The following is an 18,758-nucleotide window of genomic DNA, read 5'->3' as shown; positions in this document are numbered from 1 at the left end:
GTTAAAATACAGATAAATGTTTGAGATCCAAAATATTCATCATCATCAGCGATACGAAATCATACATGAAATGACAGAGAATCAGGATCTTAATGTTGGAATAAATTTTATAGAATAGGGCAAAAACAATTCCTATAAAGCAGGGTATAACTACCTGGCCAATGGTTCCGTACGCACTGTGGAGAATACCAAATAGTACCGCAGAAACAACGATACCGGCATATCGATTTTTATATATTTTTTCCACTCTCGGTTGGATATATCCCCGCATCAGAAGCTCTTCCACAACACCGGCCGTGAGACAGGTAAAAATAATCAGGCCGTAATTGTTTTTAAAAATTTCCGAAAGCTGAACAAGCCTGCTGCTCATGCTTTCATGGATGAAAAACCTGATCAGAAAATTTAAAAAAGCTCCACCCACTGCACAGATCAGATAAAGGCTGAAGACCTTTTTCAGATAAAAGAAAAAAGAATATGCTATATCCTGCCATAAAAGGAACGGCTGTTTTTCAATCAGGAAACTATAGAGAATAATACTAAGCAGAACAATCCACAGGATGATTCTTGAATATACAAACGTTGCAGTTGGAGTGGCTGTCCCTTCCGAAATAAAATGGATTGCCGGAAAAACATACAGCATCACAATACCCAGCAATATAAATGTCAGGAGAATACCCAACGCATATCTTCCGTTCAGACTCATCAGACTTTTTTAAATTTCCCCTTTTCCCTGACGGATAATCTCAGGCTCACCGGAAGTAAGGTCTACAATGGTGGAAGCGACATTGTCACCGTAACCGGAGTCGATAACGAGATCTACCAGATGGTCATATTTTTCTGCAATCAGTTCCGGATCGGTGGAATATTCTATGATTTCGTCATCATCCTTGATGGAAGTGGAGGCAATCGGGTGACCCAGTTTTTCCACGATCAGCTGCGGAATCGGGTGGTCCGGAACACGGATACCAATGGTTTTGTGGTTTTTATAAGCCAGAGGAAGGCTTTTATTGGCATCCAGGATGAAAGTAAACGGTCCCGGCAAATGGCTTTTCAGAAACCGGAACGTTGACGTATCGATCGGCCGCGTAAAATCCGATAGGTGGCTTAAATCGTTACAGATAATGGAAAACTGTGCCTTTTCCAGCTTTATTTTTTTGATCTGGGCGAGCTTTTCCATCGCTTTAATGTCGAAAATATTACAGCCCAGCGCATAAACGGTATCTGACGGATAGATAATAAGCCCACCATTATTCAATGTTTTAATTACTTCATTGATAAGGTTTTCCTGAGGGTTGTTCGGGTAAATTTTCACTATTTTTGCCATGCTTCAAAGATACGAATATTAAAATAATTTTCATAAATAGCCTTTATTTACAGGAAAAATTAGGAGTTTTGAAAAATTGTCGTATATTTGCAGTCCAATATCGCGGGGTGGAGCAGTAGGTAGCTCGTCGGGCTCATAACCCGAAGGTCGCACGTTCGAGTCGTGTCCCCGCTACTAAGTAAATAAACGTTATCGGTAACGTTTTAAAAAATATACCGCGGGATGGAGCAGTAGGTAGCTCGTCGGGCTCATACCCCGAAGGTCATCGGTTCGAGGCCGGTTCTCACGACTAGGGTAACACTTTAGGTAAGCGTTCTAAAAAGATACCGCGGGGTGGAGCAGTAGGTAGCTCGTCGGGCTCATACCCCGAAGGTCATCGGTTCGAGGCCGGTTCTCACGACTAGGGTAACACTTTAGGTAAGCGTTCTAAAAAGATACCGCGGGGTGGAGCAGTAGGTAGCTCGTCGGGCTCATACCCCGAAGGTCATCGGTTCGAGTCCGGTTCCCGCTACTAAGGTAACGCTTTCGGTAAGCGTTCTAAAAATATACCGCGGGGTGGAGCAGTAGGTAGCTCGTCGGGCTCATAACCCGAAGGTCGTCCGTTCGAGTCGTGTTCCCGCTACTAAGATAACGCGTACGGTGGCGTTCTGAAAAATACCCCGCGGGATGGAGCAGTAGGTAGCTCATCAGGCTCATAACCCGAAGGTCGTCCGTTCGAGTCGTGTTCCCGCTACTAAGATAACGCGTACGGTGGCGTTCTGAAAAATACCCCGCGGGATGGAGCAGTAGGTAGCTCATCAGGCTCATAACCCGAAGGTCGCACGTTCGAGTCGTGTCCCCGCTACTAAGATAACGCATACGGTGGCGTTCTGAAAAATACACCGCGGGATGGAGCAGTAGGTAGCTCGTCGGGCTCATAACCCGAAGGTCGCACGTTCGAGTCGTGTCCCCGCTACTAAGATAACGCATACGGTGGCGTTCTGAAAAATACACCGCGGGATGGAGCAGTAGGGAGCTCGTCGGACTCATAACCCGAAGGTCATCGGTTCGAGTCCGGTTCCCGCTACTAGAAAGAGTATCGCATTTTCGTGATGCTCTTTTTTATTTCGGGTACCTCATCAGTTCCGGATGGCTCAATTTATGCAATTCAAATAGGAACACCATTAAATCTAAAAAATATGTATAAGAAAATTATCGCAGGTTTAGGCGGCGCACTTGCCCTCAGCCTTCTGCACGAAACCATCCGTAAAAATTTTGATAATGTCCCGGAAATCAACAAAGTGGGTGAAGAGGCCTTGAATAAAGTACTGGACAAAGCGGATATGAAGATCACCAATCATGATCAGTTGTATGCCGCAACGCTGGCAGGTGATGTTATCGGGAACGGAATGTATTACGCTACAACTGCTACCAGCGGCTTTAATATTGCATCAGGACTGGCTATGGGACTAGGTGCCCTCGCACTTCCTGGAAAAGTAGGGCTTGATGAAAACCCTGTTGCTGAAACCACCCAGAAAAAAGTAATGACGGTTGCCTATTACCTGTTTGGAGCCATTGTTACAAAATTTATTTATGATAAAATAAAATAAGAAAACTCTTAGCAAAAGTTTGATTAAAAGAAAACTGCCACATCAATCTGTGGCAATTTTTTTACATTTTTTTCAGTGCTGAACCTTTATGGACGGCCGATTTTCCTGTCTTTTCACTCATGACCTCGTACTGAGGTTCGTCTTCCGAAGCGCGTCGCTGCTTTTCCATAAACATAAAGTCTTTGGTGTGTACTTTGGTGATTTTGCCGTGGGTCTCTCCGTTGCTGGAATCCCATCTTACCATGTCTCCTTTTTTCAATGTGCTCATTTTTGCTGATTTTGGTTGGAGTGGTAAAATCATTTATTGTGCCATATCCGCGACGCAAATCTGACGGGTTTCAAAAACCCGTCAGGCTCATTTTTCGCTGAGACGTTTTAAGCTGAAATGATTCTGTGAATTGTGGCTAACTCTCGCAGATTTTGCTGATGATACAGATTTTTTATTTTGAATTTAAAATGATTTGGTGCAAACAAAAAATCCCGCTCAAAGAAGCAGGATTCATATCATTTAATTAAAAAAAGACCTTACTGTGCAGCGAGCTGGTTGAAAGGCGTCAGCGCGTTGTCATCTTTCATGGTCTGACCGATGAATTCTTTCTTCTGCATTCCTTTCATCCTGTTTGCCGCATCGTTCCCGTTAAAGAAAGACTCGCTTAGCTTTGTGGTAATTTCAGCAGGGTTGAAGTTTAATTTTGTATCACCGTCTACGCCCAGATATCCGTTCTTTCTGGTAAGATTGGTGATGTAGTTATTATAATTGGTTAAAGTACCTCTGAACATATTGTTATGGTATTCCATGCATTTTTTTGCTTTTTTGGAAGAATTGTTCAGGATACAGTTGTTCATATTGCCTCTGTAAAGCCTCCATTCCAGTTCTACTTTTCCGTATTCTTTGGCCAGCGCAGCAGTACCGTTGGAAAGAATATTGGGATCATTTTCTTTTTCACTGACTTCTTTCAGATGTTTGATCACCAGTGGAACTGTACTTTCAATTTTAGATTTAGCTTCACCTACCGCGCTGAAATCTGCTGCCGGAGAACCTTTTTTCTGGGCGTTAGTCAGGTTGAAAATAAGTAATAACAGTACAATTAATAAATTATATCTTTTCATGAGAAATTTTTAAAGCACTAAAATAAATATAATTTCCCGTTTTAAACAAATAGATTTTAATTTTATTTAATAAATTTTAACAAGTTTTAAGAATTTGTGTTGGAAAGTCTTTAATTTATATTGAATATTCACTTGATAAATTATACTCGTTAAAAATTTAACAAATTTTAATAAAATTTATTTATTTGATTATCAATATGTTATTCAATGTGGATTTTTATCACTAAAAAAATAGTTGTTTGGATTAATTTTATTTCTACATTTGTATAACTAATTTCTTAGTGATATAGAAAATGGGAAACTTATATCACCCTTAATGATAAATGACAGGATATGAAAAATCAGATGTTAACGAAAGCAGAAGAGCAGGTAATGCAATATTTATGGAGACTTGAAAAAGGATTTCTGAAGGATATTCTCGATCTTTTTCCGGAACCGAAACCGCATACCAATACCGTTTCTACCATCCTGAAAGTACTGAAAGAAAAAGAATTTGTCGATTACAGCGTGTACGGAAGGCAGCATGAGTATTTTCCGCTGGTTTCTAAGGAACAGTATTCCGGCAAAACCATGAAAAGCCTGGTGAAAAATTATTTTAAGGGTTCTTATAAAAGTGCCGTTTCCTTTCTGGTAGAGAAAAATGAAATGACCGTGGAGGACCTTGAAATGCTCTTAAACGAACTTAAAAAGAAAGACTGACGCTTATGGAAACTGTACTTCTCTATTTCGGCAAAGTTATTTTATGTTCCGGTGTAACGTTTTTGTATTATCAGTTGTCTTTAAAAGACAGGACGTTTCATCATTACAACAGATTTTATCTTTTGTCTGCGATGCTCCTCTCCGTGCTGCTCCCTATGATAAAGGTGGAAGACTTTACCATTGAAGTAAGCAGTGATGTATATAAGTTGATAGATCAGGTACAGTTCAACACGATTAAAAACTCAAACTATGACGACCTTTATTTTAGAATTATTTTTTCAGCTCTGGGACTGGTTTCTCTCTGTTTTTTAGGGAGATTCACCTACGGGGTCTTCAGGATCCGCCAGCTGAAAAGCAACTTTCCGAAAGAAACTTTCGACGGGATCAATTTTTACCGGACCAATCTTTCGGAGGCACCGTTCTCCTACTTTAAGAATCTTTTCTGGAAGAATTCCATCATGCTGAATTCCGATGTCGGAAAACAGATTCTGAAGCACGAAATGGTTCATATTGAGCAGAAACACTCTTTCGATAAAATTTTTATTGAGATCATTACTTCTGTGTTCTGGTTCAATCCGTTCTTCCATATCATCAAAAAAGAAATCAGTTTAATCCACGAATATCTGGCCGATAAAAAGGCCGTGAAACAATCGGACACCCAAGCATTTGCGCAGATGCTTTTGGCAAGCCACTTTTCCGGAAATCCGTTGCCTGCCACCAGTCCGTTTCTTAGTTCAAATCTAAAAAAACGATTAAAAATGTTACAGAAACCTAAAACCAAATTCGGTTATGCGCGTAGAATTCTAGCATTGCCGGTAGTATTTACAGTAGCGTTTGCCTATCTGGTGAATGCCAAAAACCAAGAGATCAAAGCCACCAATATCGAAATTAAAAAAGCGGTTGCCCAGATCGGAAATACAGATCAGATCACTATTCAAAAAGCTCCGGTCGTTATTAAAAATGATACGATTGTTCCGGATCCGAAGAGAAGTATGGCTACTCCGAAAATTTACAGAAAAGCCGACGATGATAAAAAGATTGCCGATCTAAGTCAGAAAATTCAGCAGAAAACAGAAATTCTGCAGAAACTTGAACCCAAAAGCGACGAATACTACAAAAATCTTGAAGAAATTGGAAAACTTTCCGGTGAGATCGGGAAAATAGCAAGTACGAAAGATTATCTCAATTCTGCAATGGTTATTAAAATGAATGGAAAAGATATTAATATCAATGATTATTTCAAATCAAAAGAATGGAAAGATGAAGTGAAAAATCTTAAAGATCTCAATATTGAAATGCCGGAGATGCCGGAAATAAACTTTGATTATCCTGAATCTCCACAGCCGCCTAATGCGCCTGAAGTGCCCAAAGTAAAATTCTACTCATTTAGAGATACAAAAGACCTGAAATGGTCACCGGGTACCGAAAACGAGATTAGAATATCGGCATCCGGAAGAAAAGAATCTGCGTCTACCGCCAGAAAAAGAGCCAAGCTAGAAAAAGAAAGGGCCCGGCTGGACGAAAAAAGAGCCAAGCTGGAAGGGGAGAGGGCAAAACTGGAAGCGGAAAGGAGAGCACTTAACGGTGAGAGGGTGTATGTGTTTAGCAATGTTTCCAAAAAATTGCCGATTGACAGGAATTTTAGAGTGAATGCTGATAACATAAGAATTAATCTGAAAGATCAGTCTCTTGTAGGTTCTGGCATCAAAAATCTGAGCGGAAATACGGAAAATACCAAAATCTACATTAACGGAAAAGAGTCTACCAATGCCCAGATGCAGGCTTTAGATCCGAAAAATATCAGGTCGGTCAACATCAATAAAACTTCCACCGACGGATCGAAAACCACCACCGGCGAGATCAGGATTGAAACAAAATAATAAACAAAATGCCGTGTAAGATTGAAAACCAGGCATGGCTTTTTTGTTACATTTCAGAAGTGTATGAGTGATTCGTTTAACAACATTCTTACGCAGAAAAATGGAAAATTATAACTAATTAAATTAATCATGAAGAAATTTATAGCTTTCGGATGTCTTGTCTTAGGCATTCTTACCCAGGCACAGATCAACCGTTTTTTCTACGAATACAAATTCATTCCGGATTCCAACAACCGGGAAGATGTGAAAAGCGAAATGATGTACCTGGACATTGATAAAAACGGATCCAGCTATTACAGCCGCGATAAATTCGTGTCGGATTCTACTTCCAGGGCGGAAATTGAGAAGCAGGTAAAATCTTTTTCCGGGAACATCAGCGTCAACCGCAAAGAAAAGCCCGGCCAGGTTTCTTTTAAGGTTACCAAAAGTTATCCTGATTTTACCACTTATCTTTTCAGAAATATCGCTTCGGACCGATATAAGATCAAAGAAGAGCAGAAACCCGAATGGAAAATCCTTCCCGATAAGCAAAAAATTGGAGAATACAATGCTCAGAAAGCCACCACCAACTTTGGCGGAAGAGAATGGATCGCCTGGTTTTCCACAGATCTCCCTTTTCAGGACGGACCTTATAAATTCTACGGACTGCCGGGCCTTATCGTAAAAATCGAAGATACGACAGGATCACATATCATGACCCTGGCCGGCAATAAAAAAATCGCAGAAGCACCTGCTTCCGAAAAAGAACCGGAGCTGCCGCAGAATATAAGGATTGTCGGAATGGAAGGTAAAGAGATCGAAGCATCGAAAGACCAGTTCAGGAAAGCATGGAAAGCTTACGTAAACGATCCTACAAAAAATATGAGGGAAATGGTGATGCAGAACAATGAAAATTCCAAAGTGATGTTCAAAGTAAAAACGTCAGACGGAAAAGAAATCTCAGACCCAAATCAGGTATTCAGGGAAATGGAGAAAAGAACCAAAGAATCACTGGCAAAAAATAACAATCCTATCGAACCGGATCTGGTAAAGTAATAACGTAATATTCATATTCAACGGGGTGAAAATCATTTTTCATCCTGTTTTGTTTTTATTATCTTTAGGTGGTAAACCAACCATCACCAATCAACAGAATATGACAGAAAAAGAAAAATGCGCACAGGGGCTTTTATATAATGCCAATTATGACCAGGAACTGATTAAGGAAAGGGCTGCCGCCAAAGACCTCTGCCAGCAATACAACAATCTCAAAAATTCGGATTCTGAGGGCAGGATTTCCTTATTGAAAAAGATCTTAGGGAAAACACAGGAAAATATCTGCATCGAACCATCCTTCTGGTGCGATTACGGGTATAATATTGAAGTTGGTGAAAACTTTTACGCCAACCATAACCTGGTGATTTTAGACTGTGCGAAAGTGGTTTTCGGTGACAATGTATTCATCGGTCCGAACTGTAGCTTTTATACGGCCAATCACCCGATCGATGTGAAGCAGCGAAACGAAGGGCTTGAATCTGCACATCCCATCAAAGTCGGGAATAATGTTTGGTTCGGGGGAAATGTGGTGGTTCTTCCGGGAATTACCATCGGGAACAATTCCGTGATCGGGGCAGGAAGCGTCGTAACGAGAAGCATTCAGGATAATGTCATTGCTGTCGGGAATCCTTGCCGGGTTATTAAGACGATTACGGAAAACGACCCATAATAAAAAAGCGCGGAAATAAAGTTTCCGCGCTTTTTGTTGTTTTATCTGATCATCAGCAGTTATGCTAATTTCTGAGAATCTGCAATAAACTGAGCCAGTCCGTTATCTGTCAAAGGATGTTTCAATAAGCTCAAGATCGGAGGCAGCGGAGAAGTGATCACGTCAGCCCCGATTTTCGCACAGTCGATGATGTGCATTGCGTGGCGTATGGAAGCTGCTAAAATTTCAGTTTCGTACATATAATTGTCGAAAATCAGCCTGATTTCCTGGATTAAGTTAAGTCCGTCCGTTGAAATATCATCCAGCCTTCCTAAGAAAGGAGAAACGTAAGTCGCTCCTGCTTTAGCAGCCAGAAGTGCCTGTCCCGGAGAGAAAATTAGCGTACAGTTGGTTTTGATGCCTTTATCTGAAAAATATTTTAACGCTTTGATACCGTCTTTGATCATCGGGATCTTTACCACGATGTTCGGGTGGATCGCAGCCAGTTCGTCACCTTCTTTGATCATTTCCTCGTATGTTGTGGAAAGTACTTCTGCAGAAATATCCCCGTCTACGATCTCACAGATGGTTTTATAGTGATTTTTAATCGCTTCCGTTCCCTGGATTCCCTCTTTCGCCATCAGCGACGGATTCGTCGTTACCCCATCAAGGATTCCCAGATCTTTTGCTTCTCTGATCTGCTCTAAATTAGCCGTGTCAATAAAAAATTTCATTTGTTTTGAGATTTATTTATACAAAGATAGTCATTCCGTTTTTGAGGGAGAAATTAATTTTGCTTCGCAAGTGAATGGTCAATGGTCAATGGTCAATGCACTTCGCTTATCAATTTTAAATTCACCATTCACTTGCAAAGCAAAAATTGACTATTGACATAAGTGAATAGCAAATCTCCCTACCTTATCAACAAAAAAGACCCGAAAAAATCGGATCTTTCAACATTATGAATTTAAAGCCTGGCTTAATTTCAGAGCTTCCTGGTTGCTCGGGTCATACTGCAATGATTTGGCAATATGCTCCTTTGCTTTATCCGGATTGCTCTGCTGTTCGGAGAACGCTACGTAGAAATAGGCGTAGGCCAGGTTCTTTTTATTCTGTTCCACCTCTTCAGGCTTTACGGTAGCAATATATTTCTCGTAAGCTAATTTGGCGTTGGCATCATCCTTTGCCGATTGATAAGCGTAGGCCTGGCTGTAATACGATGGAGCCCAGTCCGGCAGCAATGCCGATATTTTTTTCCAGGTAGCTATCGCATTTGTCCAGTCGGAAGCATCCTGATAGGCACCGGCTAATTTGGCCAGCGATTCCGTATCTTGGGGATTTGCGGCTATTTTCTTTTTAAGAGCATCAATTGTTGGATTTCCCGTTGCCTGAACGGTCGTTGTCGTTGCTGCGGTTGCCGCAGTGCTGTCGGTTTGCGTCGTCTGCGCATTGGCAAAACTTACGGCTCCTGTCAATACCAAACCTAATAAAAGGTTTCTGCTGTTCATTTTTGTCATTTTCATAATTCCTACATTTTAAACGTGTTATAAAGGTAGTCAATTGCTACTTTATGAAAAAATTAAATTCAGAAGCTTTAAGGTTTTTTAGAAAACATTAACGGGATGCACTATTTTTTTACCATAATTTTAGATTCGCAACAGTTTGGATTATCTTTGTAAGAGACAACAAAGTTTAAATTTATGAACATTATACTCGCATCTACTTCTACGCTCTTCGGCGGACAATATCTGGAATATTTAAAAGCGGAAATCATTAAATTATATGAAGGAATTGATGAAATTGTCTTCATTCCTTTTGCAAGACCGGGCGGAATTTCCCACGAAGAATATACTGCAAAAGCAAAGTCTTTCTTTGAGACCCTGAACATCCAAGTGAAAGGACTTCATGAATTTGAAGATAAAATAGGGGCTGTTAATGATGCAAAAGGTTTTTTTACAGGCGGCGGAAATACGTTTCTGTTGGTTAAAACGTTACATGAAGAAGGGCTGATGAATGTGCTGAAGCAAAATGTAGAAAGCGGGAAACCGTATCTGGGTTGCAGTGCCGGAAGCAATATCGGCGGACAGAATATGAAAACCACGAACGATATGCCGATCGTTTATCCTCCGAGCTTTGATTGCATGGGGCTGGTTCCCTTTAACATCAACCCGCATTACCTTGATCCTAATCTTGAGCTGAAGCATAATGGCGAAACTAGGGAAACCCGGATTAAAGAATTTTTAACACAGAATGATGTTAAAGTCGTAGGACTTCGCGAAGGAAACTGGATCCGCAGAACCGGCGACCGGATCACCGTAGAAGGAAGCGAGCTGACCAGGGTTTTCGAGAAAAATAAAGAGCCTTACGAAATCGAAGCGGGTTCGGTGCTGTAATTTTAAATTATATTTGAATAAAAACAATCCTTCATGAAAAACGTTTTTCCTATATTTCTCATTTCAACCCAAATGGTTCTGGCACAGAACATTGCCCAGAAACTGGATGCTGCAACCAAAAACCTGATGGAATCTTCCGGTGCGGTTTCCTCCAATTTATCTTTTTATGTTTCGGATGAAAGCGGGAATCAGGTTTATGATTATCAGGGAAATAAAGGACTTTCCACCGCTTCGACGCAGAAGATCTTTACTGCAGCGGCGGCTTTGGAAATATTGGGTAAAAATTATACCTATAAAACAGCGTCAGCCTATTCCGGAACCATTTCCAACGGGAATCTGAACGGGAATCTGTTCATCAGTTCAAACGGCGATCCTACACTGGGAAGCTGGAGATATGAAGGATACAAACCGGAAAATTTCAGGCAGAAATTAATGGAGTCTATTAAAAAATCGGGCATCAAAAAAATATCAGGAGACCTGATTGTCGATGATTCTTATTTCGACCACCAGACCGTTCCCGGAGGCTGGCCGTGGGACGACTTGGGAAACTATTACGGAGCCGGCGTCTGGGGAATCAACTGGCGCGAAAACCAGTTCGATATCAACATGAGCGGAACCGAGTTCAAAAGCTTTTCCTATCCGCTGGAAGGCGTAAAATGGCTGAATGACCTTAAAGCAGGCGGAAACTCGGACCAGAGCCTGATTTTCACCGCACCGCATTCGGATGTTGCGTTGATTAACGGAACTTTACCTTCAAAATTGGTTACGGTTTCCGGAGCTACTCCCAATCCGCCTTTGCAGTTGGGAATGGAAGTGAAACAATGGCTGAAGGAATCCGGGATCGATTTTTCAGGGAAAGTCGTTACAAATGCCCAACTTGAAATCGAGGGAAAAAAATCCTTGGAATTTCCTAAACAGAACCTCATTCTTACCTATGAATCGCCGACTTTAGATAAAATTGTCTATTGGTTTCTGCGGAAAAGCATCAATATGTACGGCGAAACACTGGTTAAAACGTTAGGAAAAGAAAAGAAAGGAAATTCAAGCTTCAAAACAGGGGTTGCCTTTCTGAAAGAATTTTGGAAAGGTAAAGGAATCAATCCGGCGATGATCAATTTTGCAGACGGAAGCGGGCTTTCCCCACAGAATTACGTTTCGGCAAAAGCAGAAGTACAGGCTTTATTATATGCTAAAAAACAGCCTTGGTTTGAAGTTTATTATGACGGTTTTCCTACCCAGGACAACGGTCTCAAAATGAAAAGCGGAACGATGCGGGATACCAAATCCTATGCCGGTTACCACACCTCGAAAGACGGAAAGAAATACGTATTTTCAATCATCATCAATAACTATCAGGGCAGCGGCGGCGCAGAACTGCAGAAGATCCTGAACGTTTTAAAATAAACTATTGCTTTGAGGAAATCATTATTTGCTAGACTGAATAACTGGATAATTTTTACTCTGATGACAATTGTCGTCCTGACAACTGTTGTCGCTTCAACGATCCTGATCAATTTCCTTCGCCGTGAAGAGGTGAGGAGGGTTGATATTCTGGTCAGTGCCTTAAAATTCCAGCAGGAAGTAGAAAATCCCAATCTGGAAATCCAGGCGCTGCTTTTGCAGATTTACAGTTCCAATACCACTATTCCGCTCATTATTTTGGATAAAAACGGGCAGATTATAGAACATAAAAATATTCCGCAGGATGTAGAAAACGATTCGGAAAAAATAATAGCGCTGGCAAAAAAAATGGCCAAAAGCTATCCTCCCATTGAAATCAATCTTGTAAAAGGAAACCGGCAATTTGTTTATTATGATAACTCCCGCCTTTTGAATAACCTTCAGTATTCCCCGTATATTCTGGGGATGTTCATCCTTTCATATTTTGGTTTTTCCTTCTGGTTTTTCAGGACGATCAAAAAAACGGACGAAGGTTATCTCTGGGCCGGGCTTGCCAAAGAAACGGCACACCAGATCGGAACGCCTCTGTCTTCCATGATCGGCTGGATGGAAATTATGAAGCTCGACACTCCCGATTCTGAAGGGGTGCATGAAATTGAAAAAGACATCGAACGGTTAAGAACCATCTCGGAAAGATTCTCGAAAATAGGTTCTATCCCTGAACTGAATGACCGCGATTTTAATGCGACTATTCAGGAGAATTATGATTATTTGAAAACCAGGATTTCCAGGAAAATCAATTTTGGATTGCATCTTCCAAATTATACGGTTTCCGTACCCCACAACAAAATTTTGATCAGCTGGGTGATTGAAAACCTCGTGAAGAATGCCGTGGACGCAATGAAGGGTGAGGGTTCGATCGCCATGTCCGTTACAGAACGGAACAAAAATATTGTCATAGAAGTGCAGGATACCGGAAGCGGAATGACCAAACAACAGGCGGCAAACGCTTTCAAACCGGGATATTCTACCAAAAAGCGCGGTTGGGGATTGGGGTTATCTCTTGCCAAAAGAGTTATTCAGGAATATCATAACGGAGATATTAAAATTTCACAGACGGAAATCGGAAAAGGAACTACATTCAGGATTACCATCCGGAAAGCATAATTTTGTATGTCTTAACCCGCAGATTCAAGAATTCCACAGCTAATTGCACTGATCTCTTTAATATTGGATTCTTACAAAACGGCAGACAGAGCAGATACGTGTTAAAAATCCCTGCCTTAAAACGCTCTGTAAAATAAAAAAGCGGAGAAAAATTTCCCCGCTTTGTATAATCCGTTTTTATTTAAAACTATTTTTTTCCGGTCAGCCACTGATCCTGCAGTTTTTGCTCGGCCGGTGTCGGATTCGGTTTAAACTGAAGAGTTTCCACCGTCATCTTATCAAGAATTGCCTTTCCCTTAAGATCGATCTTATCGGTTTTATCGCCGTTCTTTCTTAAAACCGTAACGGTAACATTCTGTCCTTCTTTAATGGTTTTGGCATATTCAATAAACGACTGGATATTCTGGATATTGATGGTTTTGCCGTCCAGTGCTACGATCTTATCCGTAATTTTCATGCCGATGCTTTTTGCGAAAGGGGACTGTGCCGAACTTTCATCAAATACAAAAGCATTATCCTTCTCGTCATAACCCGTCTGTTGCGGATCTTTAACGAACCAGAAAATCGGTGGGGTTTCCTGTTTTTTCGTTTCTACACCCACCATATTCAGGTATTGGGCGTAAGGTGTCGGCTGGTCTCCGGCGATATACTTATTGTAAAAATCCTTTACCTGAGGATATCCGGTAACCGCTACCAGCTCATCAATTAATTTATCATCTTTAAACGGCTTGTTTTCCCCAAACCGCTGCGACAGTTTACGGATCATATCACGGTAGCCCATCTCACCGTTGGATAACTTTCTCAGCTCGATGTCCAGGCACATGGCCAGAAGCGTACCTTTTTCGTAGACGTTTCTGTACTGGTCCTTATATTCATCTTTAAGAACATTCTTACTCATTACCGTGAAAGGCATCGTATCGTTGTAGTTCTTGGAATTGGCGATTTTTTCGCTCATTCTTTGAAGAAATTCGTCTTTGGTGATAAGCCCTTCCTGGATCTGGAATAAATTAGCGAAATATTCCGTTCCTCCTTCATACATCCAGAGATGCTGCGACATTTTAGGATCGGCGTAGTCGAAATAGTGGATTTCCTCAGAATGCGTTTTCAGCGGATTTACCGTGTGGAAAAACTCGTGGGAAACTACATCTGTAATGGTTTTGTCGATGGCTTCTTTGGGCATCATTTCCGGCAGGACCACACTTGTGGACTCATGGTGTTCCAATGCTCCGAAACCTTTGATATGCGGTTCATCGTTTCCTGCAAGGTACAGCATGATCGCATATTTTTTATTGGTATTCATATCACCCAGGAATTTTTTCTGGGCAATCACCGTTTTCTCCAGATTTTCTTTGAAATCTGAGGCCTTATATTTTCCGGTGGGCGAATACACACCCAGGACAAGATCCATTCCGCCTGCATTGAAAGTGATATAATCCGGTTTGGTGTACATCAGCGGAGAATCCGTTACTTTCGCATAATTGGCAAGCGTAAACGTATCGGTGGAATCAGAGCTGTCCTGATCTACCAATGCCGTTGTCCCGTAAAAACCATTTGGCTTCTTAACGACCAGCTGGTAAGGTACATCCTGCATATTGTCGATGTAGCCGATAAATCCGTGGGTATTGATAAGATAAACTTTTCCTGCCTCGATATCGGTTCCGGATGGGGAGAATACCGCTTTATGCTTCGATTCATCCATTTCGTCATCAAAGCTGTCATTTACCAGATAGGTAACTTTACTTAAATTCTGCGCATTTTTCAGGGCATAGGTATTGTCATTGACTTTAGTAAAAGGAATTTCTTTTCCTTTGTTGTCCATAAATTTCACGCCTTCCACAAATCTTCCGTAATCATCCACAGAATAGGTACCCGGAACTGTTTTTGGAAAATGGAATTTTACATCACCGGATTTCATTTTGGGAAATTCCATCGTTACCGGCACCTTATCGTCTTTTACATTTACGAGGTCGATGGTCGTTTTTATGGATTGGGCATTCACCATAAAAGCGGCTACAATACCCAAGCTTAAAGCTGTTTTTTTCATTGAGTTCAATTTATAGTTAAATAGTTGCTGTTCGGCTGATTTTGTTACGGAAACCTGCATTAAACTTTGTTAAATGAAACTTTTTTTGATTAAATGTCTAATTAACAGTATTTTGTATTTTGAATTTATTTGGTTTTATTCTCAGTTAAATTCAAAAGAAATCTAAAAAAGCAAAACCGCATGCCGCGATTTTGCCTGTATCATTTACTGAACCTTTTTATAGTTGATGTAATAATTTTTGTTGAATTCCACCGGGCTTCCTTTCTTTAATTTTACGGTCTGCCACTGCTCAGAAGGATTAATGGTTGTGCCTTCGACAATAATCGGCAGTTTGAAATTTTTAATCGTATTGGTATACCGGAAAGTGAGTTCTTCTCCCTTCTGCGAGTATTCCAGGACCGGTACTTTAACCGTTCTTAAGTATTGATTGAATACACCGGAAAAATCGATTCCCGATTTTTTTGAAATATAATTTTCAACCTGTGCCGTGGTTACTGTCTGATGATAAAAATCTTTGTTCAGGCCTCTCAGGATCTGCCTGAATTTTTCATCATCGTTGATGACCTGCCGGATTGTATGAATCATGCTGGCTCCTTTCGGGTACATGTCGCCGCTGCCTTCGTTCCTTACCCCATATTTTCCGATAATCGGAGTGTCATTCTGAATAAGATGCTGTATTCCCTGAGCATATACATCGGCTGATTTTTTATCCATGTATTTTTCCGTAAACAACACTTCGGAATAATTGGTAAAACTTTCATGAATCCACATATCCGCCTGGTCTTTGGCGGTAATATTATTGGCAAACCATTCATGGCCGCTCTCATGAATAATGATAAAATCCCAGTTCAGACCGACACCGGTTCCTGAAAGGTCCCTCCCCAGATAGCCATTCTGATAGCCGTTTCCATAGGCTACACTGCTCTGGTGTTCCATTCCCAGATATGGCGATTCTACAAGCTTGTAGGAATCTTCATAAAAAGGGTATGGCCCGAACCAGTATTCAAAGGCTGAAAGCATAGGCTTCACCTGCCGGAACTGCTTTTTGGCTTTGTCGATGTTATAATCCATCACCCAGTAATCCAGGTCAAGGTTTCCTTTTTCCCCTTTAAAATCATCTTTAAAGTTTACATATTTCCCGATATTCGGAATGATAGAATAGGCATTGATCGGGTTTTTCACTTCCCAGGTGTAAGCCATTTTATCGCCTTCCGTTTTTTTGCTGACTAGCCTTCCGTTTCCAACTCCTACAAGATCCTTCGGAGTTATGATTTTCATTACGATGCCATTGTCCGGCTCATCACTCCAGATGTCTTTCGTAGGAAGCCAGACGGATGCACCGATACCTTCATCTGCAACGCTCATCCAAGGATTTCCGTTTTTATCTTTGGTAAATACCCAGCCTCCGTCCCAAGGCGCATTTCTGGCAATGGTGGGATTTCCGGAATACGTAATGTTAATGGTATATTTTTCGCCCTTTTTAAAGTTCTTATTGGCTTTGATCCAGATGAAATCACCGTCCTGTTTATAATTGTCCACCGGAAAACCCGCTTCCACTTTATCGGCTTTCATCGGTTGCTGCAGGTCGATCTGGAAAGTCGGGTTTGCAATATCTTTTGTGATTTCGAAGCTGATGATGTTATTTCCTTTAATGCTTTTCATCGCAAAATCCGGCTCTACGGAAAGATCGTATTTTTTTACGTCCCAAAAATTCCGGAACTGGGTATCGGATCCTTTTAAAGTATCCTGTTTGGTAAATACTTTATCCTTTTCAAACAACTGCCCGAAAACCAATCCTGAAGCAAATAAAAGCGTATATGAAAGTTTTTTCATCTGATATAAAATTAATGGACTAAAATAAAGAATTAATCGATGCTGAACTAAATTTAAAATATAAAATCTCTCTGATAAGACGGGAAATCTGGAGTTTTGTTACATCCTTAAAAATGAATGGTGAATGGTCAATCCGCTTCGCTTGTCATTTCTGTGAGGATTTGATTGATGTATATATATCAACTTTATTAATTTCTTTTCATCAACACATACAGCTTCATCAAAAAACAGCAAAGAATATTCTTACTTAATTCCCCTCCAAAAGTTGAAGGAGTGGCGAAAATTCAAAGAATTTTTGACCGGGTGGTCTGTTAAAGGTGAATTTTGCTTTGCAGGTAAAGGATCAATCTTTATAGTACATTTGTTGTTGGAAAACGCAATGGCTCAAAAGGTTCTTAAAATGAGTTGCATAGAAAAGTCGATCGGATTTTATCTTTGCTAAAATTGCAGACCGCTTATTTTCAGAACATAAAATTTTAGAGGTTAGTATTAGCAATATACAAATTTGACAGCGTCAAATTCCTTGCATCTTTAAAGCAGTATTATTTAACCAGTCTCTTAGCCCCTTAGCGTATTCCAACAAAGCAAAAGGCAACACTCAAATAAACTTAACCAATAAACCTCACAGATTTCTGAAACTGTAGGTTTTGCAAAACGTTAAAGCAGATCAAGAATCCCCATAAAAAAATCCCGCAGAAAAAATCGGCGGGACTATATTTATTGTTTTTATGTACTTATTTCTGGACGGCCGGTAAATTGGCTGCTGCTTTCTGTACTTTTTTGTAAGTATACGAACACATAATGATACTGAATTCATACAATAGAAGCAACGGGAAGGCTGCCATCATCATACTGAGAACATCCGCCGGTGTAATAATCGCTGCCACTACCATAATCAGAACAATAGCGTGGCGACGGTAAGTCTTCATAAACATTGGGGTTAAAATTCCGATAGTGGTTAGGAAATAGATGAGTACCGGAAAAAGGAATATGACTCCCATCCCCAGTACAACCTGTAAAAACAGCGTTGTATAGTCGCTGAGGTCATACAAGGGAATGATAATATTGGATATTTTAAAAATCACCCCGAAATTAACCGCAAACGGAAGGATCAGGTAATAGCCACATAAAACGCCGGTCATAAACAGGATCCACACCGAGTTAATGATAAACAGGGAGTTTTTTCTTTCATTACGATGCAGGGCAGGACTGATGAAACGCCATAATTCCCACACGATATACGGAAAGGCAAGCACAATTCCCCCGAAAATGGAAACCGCCATCATCACATTGAACTGCTGGTAAAGCTTACTGGCACGAACCGGAAAATCTTTCGGAAGATGGATACTGTCTTCACCCAGGATCATTTTGGAAAAATGGTTGACGATTTCAAACGTAGCAAAGTCATTCCGGGTCGGACCGAAGAAAACATGATCCATAATCCAGTTGATATTGAAACCGATAACGATCGCAGCAACTACTATGGCGAGAATCGAACGGATGAGGTGGCCTCTCAGTTCGCCAATATGTCCCCAGAAGGACATGTCTTTAGCATCACTCACAGAATAATATTTTTTAAGATTTCAAATTTAGGAAAAAAGTTTTACTAAATTGGGATGTATTGAGAAGGAAGA

17 protein-coding genes and 9 tRNA genes are annotated in these 18,758 nt (G+C 40.7%); 17 read left to right on the top strand and 9 right to left on the bottom strand.

The features are described from left to right. Position 1: 1 nt before the first annotated feature. Entirely contained in the window at positions 2–703 is a 702-nt protein-coding gene (locus tag ACED20_RS15185) for a CPBP family intramembrane glutamic endopeptidase (protein ID WP_378105510.1), read from the bottom strand. Positions 704–712: 9 nt separating this feature from the next. Further along, on the bottom strand, positions 713–1,324 hold the full coding sequence (locus ACED20_RS15180; RefSeq protein WP_294222743.1) for an L-threonylcarbamoyladenylate synthase: 612 nt from the start codon (positions 1,322–1,324) through the stop codon (positions 713–715). Between the two features lie 101 nt (positions 1,325–1,425). On the opposite strand from ACED20_RS15180, the gene ACED20_RS15175 reads away from it, so the two are divergent. The 10 genes from ACED20_RS15175 (at position 1,426) to ACED20_RS15130 (ending at position 2,913) form a co-directional block, all read left to right on the top strand. Further along, positions 1,426–1,498: transfer RNA gene (locus ACED20_RS15175), tRNA-Met, on the top strand. A gap of 42 nt (positions 1,499–1,540) precedes the next feature. Further along, a tRNA-Met gene (locus ACED20_RS15170) sits at positions 1,541–1,613 on the top strand. Between the two features lie 38 nt (positions 1,614–1,651). Continuing rightward, positions 1,652–1,724, top strand: a tRNA-Met gene (locus tag ACED20_RS15165). 38 nt (positions 1,725–1,762) lie between these two features. Next, positions 1,763–1,835, top strand: a tRNA-Met gene (locus ACED20_RS15160). 38 nt (positions 1,836–1,873) lie between these two features. Beyond that, a tRNA-Met gene (locus tag ACED20_RS15155) sits at positions 1,874–1,946 on the top strand. 38 nt (positions 1,947–1,984) lie between these two features. Next, positions 1,985–2,057 (top strand) — tRNA-Met (locus ACED20_RS15150). A 38-nt stretch (positions 2,058–2,095) separates the two neighbouring features. Further along, positions 2,096–2,168, top strand: a tRNA-Met gene (locus tag ACED20_RS15145). A gap of 38 nt (positions 2,169–2,206) precedes the next feature. Continuing rightward, a tRNA-Met gene (locus ACED20_RS15140) sits at positions 2,207–2,279 on the top strand. Between the two features lie 38 nt (positions 2,280–2,317). After that, a tRNA-Met gene (locus ACED20_RS15135) sits at positions 2,318–2,390 on the top strand. A 112-nt stretch (positions 2,391–2,502) separates the two neighbouring features. Then, positions 2,503–2,913: a hypothetical protein gene (locus ACED20_RS15130; RefSeq protein WP_378105506.1), complete on the top strand. Its 411-nt coding sequence runs from the start codon at positions 2,503–2,505 to the stop codon at positions 2,911–2,913. Positions 2,914–2,974: 61 nt separating this feature from the next. Here ACED20_RS15130 and ACED20_RS15125 read toward each other — a convergent pair whose 3' ends face one another. Together ACED20_RS15125 and ACED20_RS15120 are read right to left on the bottom strand one after the other, a co-directional pair. Next, the gene (locus ACED20_RS15125; protein ID WP_294202343.1) at positions 2,975–3,181 is read right to left on the bottom strand and encodes a DUF2945 domain-containing protein; all 207 of its coding nucleotides are present in this window, start codon (positions 3,179–3,181) and stop codon (positions 2,975–2,977) included. 257 nt (positions 3,182–3,438) lie between these two features. Beyond that, positions 3,439–4,023 (bottom strand): hypothetical protein, encoded by a 585-nt coding sequence (locus tag ACED20_RS15120; protein ID WP_294219761.1) that lies wholly within the window; start codon positions 4,021–4,023, stop codon positions 3,439–3,441. Positions 4,024–4,356: 333 nt separating this feature from the next. On the opposite strand from ACED20_RS15120, the gene ACED20_RS15115 reads away from it, so the two are divergent. From ACED20_RS15115 to ACED20_RS15100, 4 genes are all read left to right on the top strand, one after another. Continuing rightward, a complete protein-coding gene (locus ACED20_RS15115; RefSeq protein ID WP_294219762.1) occupies positions 4,357–4,722 on the top strand; it encodes a BlaI/MecI/CopY family transcriptional regulator in 366 nt (121 codons plus the stop codon). A gap of 5 nt (positions 4,723–4,727) precedes the next feature. Then, positions 4,728–6,602 carry a M56 family metallopeptidase gene (locus ACED20_RS15110; protein ID WP_294316078.1) on the top strand — a complete coding sequence of 625 codons (1,875 nt, stop codon included), beginning with the start codon at positions 4,728–4,730 and terminating at the stop codon, positions 6,600–6,602. Positions 6,603–6,731: 129 nt separating this feature from the next. Then, positions 6,732–7,637 carry a GLPGLI family protein gene (locus tag ACED20_RS15105; RefSeq protein ID WP_378105500.1) on the top strand — a complete coding sequence of 302 codons (906 nt, stop codon included), beginning with the start codon at positions 6,732–6,734 and terminating at the stop codon, positions 7,635–7,637. 25 nt (positions 7,638–7,662) lie between these two features. Then, positions 7,663–8,307, top strand: a complete 645-nt coding sequence (locus ACED20_RS15100) for a sugar O-acetyltransferase (RefSeq protein ID WP_345765811.1) — start codon at positions 7,663–7,665, stop codon at positions 8,305–8,307. 59 nt (positions 8,308–8,366) lie between these two features. On the opposite strand, the gene fsa is transcribed toward ACED20_RS15100, so the two are convergent. Both fsa and ACED20_RS15090 read right to left on the bottom strand, forming a co-directional pair. Continuing rightward, complete coding sequence (fsa, locus tag ACED20_RS15095) at positions 8,367–9,020, bottom strand: fructose-6-phosphate aldolase (protein WP_294221386.1); 654 nt, start codon at positions 9,018–9,020, stop codon at positions 8,367–8,369. A gap of 225 nt (positions 9,021–9,245) precedes the next feature. Beyond that, entirely contained in the window at positions 9,246–9,809 is a 564-nt protein-coding gene (locus ACED20_RS15090; protein WP_294241364.1) for a hypothetical protein, read from the bottom strand. Between the two features lie 177 nt (positions 9,810–9,986). Between ACED20_RS15090 and pepE the strand changes: the two genes are divergently transcribed. The 3 genes from pepE to ACED20_RS15075 are packed head-to-tail and all read left to right on the top strand — an operon-like array spanning position 9,987 to position 13,247. Beyond that, positions 9,987–10,679, top strand: coding sequence for a dipeptidase PepE (gene pepE, locus ACED20_RS15085; protein WP_378105495.1), 693 nt, complete (start codon positions 9,987–9,989; stop codon positions 10,677–10,679). A gap of 33 nt (positions 10,680–10,712) precedes the next feature. After that, positions 10,713–12,083 (top strand): D-alanyl-D-alanine carboxypeptidase/D-alanyl-D-alanine-endopeptidase, encoded by a 1,371-nt coding sequence (gene dacB / locus ACED20_RS15080; protein ID WP_294241360.1) that lies wholly within the window; start codon positions 10,713–10,715, stop codon positions 12,081–12,083. Between the two features lie 60 nt (positions 12,084–12,143). Then, positions 12,144–13,247, top strand: a complete 1,104-nt coding sequence (locus ACED20_RS15075; protein ID WP_294201628.1) for a HAMP domain-containing sensor histidine kinase — start codon at positions 12,144–12,146, stop codon at positions 13,245–13,247. 187 nt (positions 13,248–13,434) lie between these two features. Here the strand turns inward: ACED20_RS15075 and ACED20_RS15070 are convergent, their stop codons facing one another. From ACED20_RS15070 to tatC, 3 genes are all read right to left on the bottom strand, one after another. Continuing rightward, entirely contained in the window at positions 13,435–15,291 is a 1,857-nt protein-coding gene (locus ACED20_RS15070) for a PDZ domain-containing protein (RefSeq protein ID WP_294201626.1), read from the bottom strand. Between the two features lie 204 nt (positions 15,292–15,495). After that, positions 15,496–17,124 carry a M1 family metallopeptidase gene (locus ACED20_RS15065; protein WP_294292942.1) on the bottom strand — a complete coding sequence of 543 codons (1,629 nt, stop codon included), beginning with the start codon at positions 17,122–17,124 and terminating at the stop codon, positions 15,496–15,498. A 734-nt stretch (positions 17,125–17,858) separates the two neighbouring features. Beyond that, positions 17,859–18,686 (bottom strand): twin-arginine translocase subunit TatC, encoded by an 828-nt coding sequence (gene tatC / locus ACED20_RS15060; RefSeq protein ID WP_294201623.1) that lies wholly within the window; start codon positions 18,684–18,686, stop codon positions 17,859–17,861. Between the last annotated feature and the right edge of the window lie 72 nt (positions 18,687–18,758).

This window comes from Chryseobacterium sp. sg2396 (assembly GCF_042610505.1).
Taxonomy (GTDB): domain Bacteria; phylum Bacteroidota; class Bacteroidia; order Flavobacteriales; family Weeksellaceae; genus Chryseobacterium.
This window is presented reverse-complemented; position numbering and strand designations above follow the sequence as displayed.